Source organism: Ruegeria sp. BHSB064, assembly GCF_059613205.1.
Window position 1 is genome coordinate 1 of sequence record NZ_JBXWSB010000139.1, and the last position, 10,473, is coordinate 10,473.

The following is a 10,473-nucleotide window of genomic DNA, read 5'->3' on the forward strand; positions in this document are numbered from 1 at the left end:
GTGCTGTCATCGAACTCCCGGCTGACTGTAACCCCGTTACCATAATCGATGCTTTCCCGTTCGCCATAGATCGAGAGGCGGACGTTGTTCAGAATCTCGGTTTCGCCAACCTGCCCGTCGGCAGTCGCAACTGTCACACGAGCTAACGCGCCGCCTTCGGAATAAGAGGTCCGGACAATTGACCCGTCAGCATTTCGGTGCTCGATGGGTCGGCCCTGTGCGTCATATCGGGCGGATGTTTCAAAGATCTCTCCGTCCATCGCCACGCCTGCGGTCCAGTCAACATCTGCAACCGGGTCAGAGATCAATTCCCAAGCAGAGCGAAAAACCTGACCCGAGGGCAGAGCATCAAGCACTTGGTGGCGCCCGGCCTCGTCGCGCGTTTCGATGGCAAGGCCATACAGGTTGCGTCTGGTCGCGGCAGCATCGGTCGGATCGTCTGCATAGTCTATGCCTTCGATCCTTCGCGGTCCCGTGCCTGTATCGACAGCAACCGAGACGGGCCGATCAAGGGCGTCATAAACGGTTGTTCGGATCGTGTTGCCTTCGGTTATAGTCTCTACAGGATTGTCGCGGGCATCGAACAGGACGCGTGTTTCCCCGGCATCGGCCGACCATTCTGCACATTTACGTCCTGCCATGTCATAAACGTGCCGACCCGTTTCTAACCCGCGCGCGTCAATGTCGCGGGCGTTTTCTCCGGTTTCGAGAAGGATTGACCGCTGTTCACGGATACCACCCGAACCGTCGGTTTCGCGGATACGAACCTGACGGCCTTCGCTGTCAAAGATACGTTCGACTGGTGTATCGGCGTGGGGCAGGGTGACGTCCAGAGCGTGTCGGTGGGGATCGCCTGCGGGCATAATCTCGCGCGGCAGACGCCAGGCAGAGGTGTTTACCGTGTCGTTGGCGTCAAAAAACCGTTCCGTCCAGGTTCCGTAGTCTGAGCGTTCGACTGTTCCGCCGGGAAGAAGGGTTTCCACAAGCCGTCCCGCTGCGTCGAAGAACCGCCGGGTTGCGCTACCGTTGGAACGCAATTCAGGATCATCTTCGTAGTCAGAGCTTTCGGAAAAGTAAGGCTCGAAGCTTTCTATTGCCTCGCCTTTTGCGTTTCGGCGGGACCAGCCGGAACTTCGCCAACGTGTCACCGAAGGTCGTGTTGCAAGCGACCCGTCTGCTCCGACCGCCAGATCCCCCGCTGGGTTGCGGAAAACCGCATCTCCGGCCTCGGCGCGGCGTTTGGACAGTGCGCTTTGCCCAAATCCGTCCAGGTAATTCACTTCAATTGAAGTATGTCCGCCCGTCTGGACCCCGCCAGCACCATCATGCGCAAGGTTTGACGCCGTTAGGCTTAGGACAGCAGGTGGGTTTCCCTCGCGCCGGAACGCGTCAATGTCGTACACGATCATCTGGCTTTGGGTGCCAAGGGTACCGTCGGGGTCCGACAGTGCAGTAACTAAGGGTGGCCCGGTTCCCGGAGGCGGTGGATCGAATCCCCATTGCTGTTCAGTGCCGCCGCTATCGACGATTGTGCCTCCGTGGCTGGTACGGATCGCGATTGCAAGCGGGTCAAACACCGTATGCGTCCACGCTCCGGTTGGGCTTTCCGTGCGACCGGGCGCAAGGGCCACGTAGTCAATCGCTGTGGTGGCAACACCCCCAAACGCGTCAGTCACGCGGATCGGATGAAACGGTGGTGCGTCGTAGTCGATGTCGACAGTCCGCCCATCGGACAATTGATGCCCGGCCGGGAGGAAGAAGGAACCGGCCGGGTGATAGAGCTGCGTCTCGGAGGCGTTCCACCAGTATCCGTCTGCAAATGTGTATCCCAACGCTGGCAAACGGGTAACGATCCCTGCTCCGTACTGGTTTACTGCGAAGCTTTCTGTGAAGCAGGCCGTTTCCGAATGATGCAGACGGACAGGTTGCGCAGCTTCCCCCAACGGCGCCGCGTCGATGCCGGTCGGTCCAACATACAGCCGACGCGACCAACTTGTGCGAATGGCCCGACCGGGTGCTGGTGTTGCGTCATGGTCTAAAGGCGCCAACAGGGCCCCTTCCACAATGGCAGCGATTTCTTCAAAGGTGAACCAGCCGCGATCCGGTTGTGCCACTCCGGTCAGGGCGAATTCTTCCTGTGAAACTGGCCGGTTCAGCGCCCAGAGATCGACACCCGTGTCATGAGCCATCTCGACGCGCTTAATCAGGCAGCCTAGCCGATCCTGTGCAGGGTCATCGCGTACGTTACCAGAGCGCCGGGGGTAAGAAATCTGCACAGCAAGCCGCATGGATTCATGGTCGTCACTGTTCAGCACAACATCCTGGGACACACGCGGATCGTCTGCGATCCCCTCGTACAAAGAGCGTGCGGATTCACGGTTGATGATGGCAAATACCGCCCGGTCCAGTGCATGTCTGGTACCGTTGCTTCCCTTCGCTGTCGGGGGTTGTTCGACCCGAACAACGTATCCTTTTTGTTCGACAACAATTGGAACTGGTTCCGGTTCAGTCTCAGTCATCGCGAACAATTCGGTTCTAATCTCACGACCACGCAGAGCGGCACGTGCGTCAACCGCACTGTCTGCGTCTAGAGGAGCTGAGAGACGGCTTGCATCGAGCGCATGTGCTTCCAGTGCGATGGCTGCCGTGTCATCGCTCCAAAAGCGATCATGCATCTCATGGCCAGTGCCAAGATCGAAGAAGCTGCGTGTCAATAGCGGCGCTGTCGTCGGCCTCGCAGTCACAGCATCTTCCAGGTATTCGGCGTCTATCGCATCAACTTCGCCAAACCCGGCAAAAATGCGTTGCCTGCCATCGAACGCACCGTTCCGGTAATTCAGACGCGTTTCGATTGTCAGCCCGGTGATAAGATCGACGCGCGCGATTTTGTCCAATGTAACGACATGGCGGGGCAGGGTTGTCGTCCACTGGCGCGCCCTGTTCTTGTCGCGCAAATAGTGCGCAGCCGAATTGCCGTAGACAAGGCGCTCTCGTCGCCCCATGCCATTTTCGATACGCTCCACAAGACCCGGTGGAACCGGTCCTGAAAGCGCAAGTGTTTGATAACTTGCGATACGTCCAGCCCGTTTTTCGGCCCAGATCAGCGACAATCGCCCATCGCCCAGCACATCCCGGATGTCCAGAACGCTGCTGGTGTCGATCATCGGCAGCCCGCCAAGTATGCGCGGCGGCGAAAACCGATTTCCGGCCTCGTTGTAATAAATCCTGATCTCACCCTCGCCGATATGGACCAGGTCTGAAGGGCCGCTTCCGGTCAAATCCACCAGCAGGATGCGGTCGAGTGCCAGTCGACCTTGCGTTTTCAGCGGCGGAGCGTTCTCCATTTTGACGGCTGTTCCGAACCGCCCACGGCCAAGGCTGGGCCAATACACAATGCACCCGTCGCGCAGCATGACGTGGTCAGCCAAGCCGTCCCCGGTCATGTCCGCGAATAAGAAGTCCGTTTCCGTGTCGGTCAACAGGGGCGGTGCTCCGCCTGGACCCCGCGCGGCATTGAAAGCGAGATTCACATCGGTGGGTTGTTGCGCAAAGCCTTTTGAGCCGAGGGACTCATATATTCTCAGTCCCCCATCCGTTCGGCGGATCAGATCAGCTCGTCCGTCCCCGGTTACATCCAGTCGTTCACCTCCGCTCACGGACGCCTCGGCTGGCATCAGGTCGAAGGGATGAAAATTGCCCCAGCTGTCGGTGTCGGCATCAAACTTGTAATGTCCTGCCCCCTGTCCAGAGAGGACGATGGCGTCCATTGTTCCGTCTCCGTCAAAGTCGCCTATCGAAACAGATGCAAGACTGTGGGCAGGGCGAGACTGAATGGAGAGAGGCGCTGAGAAACGTCCGCCGCCTTCATTGCGCTGAAAGGTCCAGCCTGCGCTGCTTTCGTGCAATAGACCGGGAAGCCCTTCACCATACAGGTCCACCAGGCGCATCCCCGCACCCGTAACGCCTTCCGGAGCCGTCGCCTGAAGTGCTGCGGCGACCGGGGCGAAAACGTCGCCCAATTCCGGTTCGGTGTATGAAAAAGTCAAAGGTGGAACAGCACGTTCTTCACGTGCAGCGCCGACACCGCGATAGCCCGTTTTTGTGACCGAGATCAGGTGCGTGCCGTCTGTTCGCTCGTCATAGTCCCAGCCTATGGCGCGGGTCAGAACCGGGTCCGGGCCAAGCCCGTCAAATCGATGAAACAACAGAAGTCGTCTGCAAAGCCGCCACGTCCGCAACTCAAACCCGGCAGTTCCGGTTGAAAACGGATCAGGGCGGGCGGGCCAATCTCTGTCGGGTGTCGATTGTGGCGCGGTGGGATCGTGATCTCCGTAATCGAATACTGCCGTAAAGGCCCAGCTTATGGCGTTTGGGTCCGCAGAAGCAGCGTCTGCGACAGGGCTGGCGTTACCCCAGCGCAGGCTTTTGGGGTAACGCTGAGTGCCTGCGGGGCGTCCGCTGTCGTAAACGCGCTGGGCACCAAGTCCGCGCTGGTCTTCGGCCACGAACTCATAGGCCAACGCATCGCCATGAGCGTCCACAGTTATTTCAGGCAACCATTGATATACCCGTGCAGAATGGTCGGGGTCGGCGACCCGAGCAGTATTGGACCTGCCGTAAATGGTCAGGACGTTACCCGTGTCGCGGGATCTCCAATGTACGTTTCCGGTGGCCGTTTCTGTCCATCTTTCGAACCGCATGCGCGCGGTATCGTTGCGGGCCCGAAATCGTTCGACGATGAACCCGCCTGCCGATCGTTGAACCGGATTACCCGTAGCGTCCCGCTCGCGCACCAAAGCACCTGCGATGGACGACATATACCCGTCGCGGCCATCGTAAGCTGGCAGAGATTCCGAAGTATCGACGCCGATAATGGGCAGTCCGCCAAGTGACCAACCGCGCCCGAAGATACCTTGTCGCCGCGCTGATCCGTATGACAGCGTCACCTTCGGACCAAAGCTGTTGCGCGAGGCCGGGAGGTCAATCGAAACACTCACCGATGCTGCACCGGAAAACCTGTCAGCGGCTACGGTGTAGTCAACCGCTGCGGACAGCGGTGTGCGTTCATTGACCTGCGACACTTAGAAAACTCCCAGTTGTAGGGGCTGGCTGAGAGACTCGTCTGTTAAGACTGCGCTTGAGTTGACGTAAAGTAAAGTTCAATTTCAGGTTGGCTGAATTCCGCCCAAATTTGGCAGGGTAGGTCATTCTTGAATTCCGCAATGGAGTCTCATGAAGGTCGGAGCGAAGCCCGGGGTTTAGTCGCCTTCGTTTCGGCGTCACACAAAAATTTCCAGTGTTGACCGCAAGCTTGATTTTCCTACGATTTGCCAAAGAAACCCTTATGCTAGGACTGATGATGAGCCAATCGCTTCGGACAAAACTTGATCGCTTGGGACCGAATGCACTTTCGAAACTTGAGACCGTGGGTTTTGATAGCAATCGTATGCGGCGCGACCTGCCGCCTTTGCAAACTCTGGTCGCGTTTGAAGCAGCGGCGCGCCTTGAAAGCTTTACTCTGGCTGCTGCCGAGCTCAACCTGACCCAGCCGGCGATCAGTCAACAGGTCAAGTTACTTGAGCACAGGCTAAATGTGGCCCTGTTCCGGCGCAGCAACAATCAGATTGTTCTGACGGAAAACGGAGAGCGTTTTAGCAAGGCTGTTTCCACGTTGCTTGACGGGCTAAGCGACAGCGTTCACGAGCTGAAGCCAAGTGAGAGCCGTACGACACTCACAGTGAGTATGCTACCGTCCTTCGCATCGACATGGTTTGCCTCTCGGTCCGGACGTTTTGCGACCGAGTATCCAAACATCGATCTCATTGCCCTTTCAACGGTGGCAAAAACTGAATTTGGTCAGGAAGGAGCTGACGTTTCAATTCGATGGGGTCCCGGCGGTGCCGAAGGTCTGTATGAAGAACGCCTTATGGGAGAAAACCACATCCTTATCGCGTCCCGGACGGTGGCGGATCAACTTGGCCCAGATGCTTCAATCGATGCTCTCAAACAGTTTCCCATGATACACGACACCAACCACAGCGAATGGCGTCGTGTGCTTGAGATCAACGGTGCATCTGCTGATGATTTTGAAAAAGGGCTCTACTTTGGGGACACCAGCGCCACCCTGAAAGCCATAGCAAGTGGTCAGGGGATTGGTGTTATGCGGGACGTACTTGCCGCAGATTTGTTGGCGCAAGGCGTGGTCGAGCGTTTGCCGTTCAAACCTGCACTCGGTCCCTACTCTTATTTCTTTCTGTGCCCTAAGGCCCGGCTCAAGCAGCCGCGCGTGCAATCCTTCTTGCAATGGTTAAGAAAAGAAGTCGCAGCCGTATAAGAATTTCTTTGCCAGCTCCCAAGCAGACACAATTTGTCGCTGGTCAGTTTTTTGACGAAACTTGCCGAGATCCCGCAACGAGGAGACGCGGAATGGAATTCTCGCTTTTCAATTTGATGACGAAACCGGTCGACGGCTCTACCCATGCGGATGTGTTTCAGCAAATGCGAGACATGACGATGATGGTGGATGACGCCGGGTTCGACATTACCTGGTTTGCCGAGCACCACCTGTCAAACTATTGCATTTCCCCGTCACCTCTCATGACCGTGTCTCACATGGCTGGACAAACTAAACGGATCAAACTTGGACCAGCGGTGGTTGTGATGCCTTTTTACGAACCGCTGCGGCTTGTCGAAGAAATCTGCCTGACCGATCAACTTACAAATGGCAGATTGGTGCTTGGGCTGGGCACCGGTTATCAGCCGCGAGAGTTCAAAAAATTCGGGTTTGAGATAAATGACCGCCTGATGCGCGGGTTGGAGATCTGGGACTGTATCGAACTAGGCGTCTATGGGGGTGTCATCGATTACCACGGTGAACATATCCAAATAGAGGATGCCGCGTTGTCTATTGCACCCTTGCAGGAACGAATCCGAACCTTTGCAGTCGGCAACGCACCTGAGATGCGTCAAAAGATGATTGATTACGGCGCAGAACCTCTTACGACCCCGGCCCTTGGCCCAAGTTCAATCGTCGGAACCGCACGCCGCCTTTACAATGAGACTCGGGCAGAAAACGGATTGAGTCAGGAATGCTACCCTTTTGCTGTTCAGCGATACATCTATGTCGCTAAGGATAAGGAAGATGCGCGCGCCGCCGCCGAACAGGTCCTTATCCATGCGCGCATGGCCTACAACATGCGCCAGCCCGAACCGCAGATGAACGGGGCAGATCTTAGGATTGTGCCCTTTGACCAGGAACCCGATATCGACACCGTGTTGCAGCGCGCCATAATCGGCGACGCTGAAGAAGTGACCGCCAAAATTTTAGCCGAGGCAAGAGAGTTCGGAATTACACATCTGAGCGTCTTCATGCAAATCGCCTCAATCCCTTTTGCCGAGACCAAGCGATCGCTCGAAGTCTTCTGCGATCAGGTTATGCCCGCCGTCAAAGCCGCATTGGCGGAAGATCACTCAAAAACAGTGCTCGCGTCATGAGGGCGCCTAACTATGCGCTTGATGGCAAGGTCATTCTGGTTACCGGCAGCGCTCAAGGACTTGGATTGGCCATGGCGCACGCCTGTGCGGCACAGGGCGCACGTTTGCGGCTGATGGATATGAACGCAGAAAAGGTGCAAGACGCGGCAGAGGCGTTGCGTTCCGAGGGCTTTGATGCCCGCGCCAGCAGTTTCAACCTGACAGATGTGAGCGCCTGTGAAGCCTGGGTGCAAGACGTTGCGCGAGAAGCCGGGTCGATCTGGGGATTAATAAACAACGCAGGCTTTACAAATCACGGCCACGCCGCCGATCAATCGGTCGACGACTACAAAGCGATGTATGATGTCCATGTTTTTGCTCCTTTTGTGCTGTCCCGCGAGTCCTGTCTGGTCATGCAGAAAAACCCCGGCCCACAGCGCGGGCGGGTAATCTCGATCGCTTCCATCGGGGCAAGCAACCCCCGCCCAGGGGTAGGAAATTATTGCTCTTCCAAATCAGCAGTGGCGGGGTTGATGCGTGCGTTGGCGGCAGATTTTGGCAAGGACGGGATCACGGCCAATGTCATCGCGCCCGGTTACGTGTTGACTGATATGAACCGCAAAATCCTGAGCGATGAAGGATTTGTACGGCGTATCGAAAACCGTACGCCGGCTGCGCGCTGGGCAGAACCAGAAGAAATCGCTGCCCCAGCCGCGTTTCTGATGTCGGAAGCAGCATCTTACATCAACGCGCAGACGATAGCGGTCGATGGTGGCATGAACAGTTTTTTACAAGCGAACGAGGCCTGAATGTCGAGAAGGCTAGAGGGACGCATCGCTCTTGTTACCGGTGCCGGGTCGCTCGGTGGCGGTATGGGCAACGGCAAGGCGACCGCTTTACGGCTCGCCCAAGAGGGCGCGCGGGTCTGCGCGCTGGACGTCAGCCAACAAGCGGCCCAGGACACGTGCGATCTTATTCGATCCGAGGGCGGCCAGGCGATTGCTCTGGCCGCAGATGTAACGGATGAGGCGCAGATTGCCGAGGCAGTCGCGGAATGCCTGAGAGAGTTTGGCCAGATCGATATCTTACAGAACAACGTTGGAATTCTGCGCACGGGTGGCGCGATGGATACAACCGTTACAGATTGGGATCTGATGGTCGAGGTGAACATGAAGGCGGTGTTTCTGCCAACAAAGCATGTTCTTCCCCATTTCCTTGACCGCCAAGGTGGTGTTGTAACCAATGTCTCTTCCATTGCTGGCTTGCGGTATCTGGGTGCGCCGTACATCGGCTATAATGCGACCAAGGGCTCAATAATCTCGTTTACCCGCAATCTCGCGGCTGAGGTCGCGCCACATGGCATTCGGGCCAACGCGATCCTGCCTGGCTTTATCGATACGCCCATGGCGCGCAAAGCCGCTGAGGAAAACAGCGCAGCGCCTGAGAGCATTGATTGGGACGAGTTGGACAGGCAGCGCGCGGCGCGGATTCCACTCGGACGCGTCGGCACGCCTTGGGACGTTGCCAATACGGCGTTGTTTCTTGCCAGTGATGAAGCGTCGTACATCACCGGAACAGAGATCACGGTGGATGGTGGCGTTTCGTGTCGGGTTTAACTACGGCACGTATTGCCCTGACGCGCGTAGTCAGCCGCTACCGACATGGATCAAACGCGTATTCAACCCTCCTGAGGACTATCCCAAAAGAAAACGTTGCTGTTACAGAAGTCCCGTTTAGGAAGCGCTACTCTGAAAGGCAGCTGCACGCTTGATCATCACTTGTGACGCCCTGTCGCCGCCGCGCATCGTGTCAGCGGTTTGAAATGCGGCGATGGCCTCTGGGAAACGATTGGCCCGATAGTGCGACAGGCCAGCCTCATAGGCCTCAATCCAATCGCGGGATCCTTTGAAACTGTCCGCCATAGCGATCAACTCATACACCACCAGCGCTTCAGAGCGGCCTTGGATCTCAACTGTGTCCAACTCGCGTACGACAATGGCACTCCCTGCCTCTTGCCGTGTTTCAGGGCCGATGATTATTGCACTGCCGTAGGTTTTGTTTGTCCCCTCAAGACGGCTGGCGACGTTCACCACGTCGCCGATTGCGGTGTAGTTCAGCCGCTGTTCGGAACCGATATTTCCCACCAGAGCTTCTCCGCTGTTCAACCCGATCCTGACATGCAGCGCGTTATCGGATTGGCTCTGCAAGCTGGAGGATTCGACCACATCCACCAGTTCAAGCGCTGCGCGGCAGGCATGTTCGGCATGGTCTGGATTTTGTCGCGGCGCCCCCCAGAATGCCATAACTGCGTCACCAATGAATTTGTCGATGGTTCCGTCGTGACGCTCGATGGTTGATGTAGCGGCGCTGAAGAATGGCTCCATAAGTTCGACGATCTTGGGGCCATGTTTTTCGGTCAGACCTGTAAACCCTGATACATCGCAAAACAGAACCGAGATCTGTTTGGTTTCGCCGCCGGGTTGGGTTTTGATACCTTCTGCCACCAGCATGCGGACCAGATCGGTAGGAACGTATTTGCGGAACGCCGACAGGCCCGCGGCCATACTGGCTGTTGCGGCGGACAGGTTTTCAAGCTCTTTCAGGCGCGAGGGTCGGCGGGAAACCTGTTCGACATCAAAACGTTCGATCCGACTGAGGTCTTCGGCCACGCGCGAAAGCGGATTTGCAACGACCCGGCGGATAAACCAGATGGCCAGACCTATTGCCACGACAACGACGCCAAGCAGGATATAAACCAGGTTTATCAGGGTTTTGTCGATGCCCGACAGGAAGGCGGATTCCGGGATCACCGTAGCGACCCGCCAGCCATAGAACCCAAGCGGCGTCAACGCCACCGCATATGGCACATCCTCAAAAACGATCCGCTTTGTCACCGGCCCAGGCGTTTTGTTTTCTGCATCGGCCATCAGCCTCTCACCCGAGATTTTGGCGACCTCGTAGAGCTCTCCCTCGCCCATCCGTGCTGGTGTGATTTCGTCC

At 57.0% G+C, this 10,473-nt stretch carries 6 protein-coding genes; 4 read left to right on the plus strand and 2 right to left on the minus strand.

Translation table 11 applies throughout. The features are described 5' to 3' along the window. On the minus strand, positions 1-5,081 hold a 5,081-nt coding region (locus tag AC2FNU_RS21475), incomplete at its 3' end, for a SpvB/TcaC N-terminal domain-containing protein (protein ID WP_496792300.1). A 263-nt stretch (positions 5,082-5,344) separates the two neighbouring features. Between AC2FNU_RS21475 and AC2FNU_RS21480 the strand changes: the two genes are divergently transcribed. The 4 genes from AC2FNU_RS21480 to AC2FNU_RS21495 all read left to right on the plus strand — a co-directional run bounded on the left by AC2FNU_RS21480 (position 5,345) and on the right by AC2FNU_RS21495 (position 9,089). Beyond that, on the plus strand, positions 5,345-6,334 hold the full coding sequence (locus tag AC2FNU_RS21480; protein ID WP_496792302.1) for a LysR substrate-binding domain-containing protein: 990 nt from the start codon (positions 5,345-5,347) through the stop codon (positions 6,332-6,334). A gap of 92 nt (positions 6,335-6,426) precedes the next feature. Beyond that, the gene (locus tag AC2FNU_RS21485; RefSeq protein ID WP_496792304.1) at positions 6,427-7,494 is read left to right on the plus strand and encodes an LLM class flavin-dependent oxidoreductase; all 1,068 of its coding nucleotides are present in this window, start codon (positions 6,427-6,429) and stop codon (positions 7,492-7,494) included. Then, the gene (locus AC2FNU_RS21490; RefSeq protein ID WP_496792306.1) at positions 7,491-8,282 is read left to right on the plus strand and encodes an SDR family NAD(P)-dependent oxidoreductase; all 792 of its coding nucleotides are present in this window, start codon (positions 7,491-7,493) and stop codon (positions 8,280-8,282) included. The genes AC2FNU_RS21485 and AC2FNU_RS21490 overlap by 4 nt, the downstream gene beginning before the upstream one ends. Next, positions 8,283-9,089 (plus strand): SDR family NAD(P)-dependent oxidoreductase, encoded by an 807-nt coding sequence (locus tag AC2FNU_RS21495; protein WP_496792308.1) that lies wholly within the window; start codon positions 8,283-8,285, stop codon positions 9,087-9,089. A gap of 117 nt (positions 9,090-9,206) precedes the next feature. Here AC2FNU_RS21495 and AC2FNU_RS21500 read toward each other — a convergent pair. After that, positions 9,207-10,473 (minus strand): adenylate/guanylate cyclase domain-containing protein (locus tag AC2FNU_RS21500; protein WP_496792309.1); only part of this gene is annotated, 1,267 nt, incomplete at its 5' end.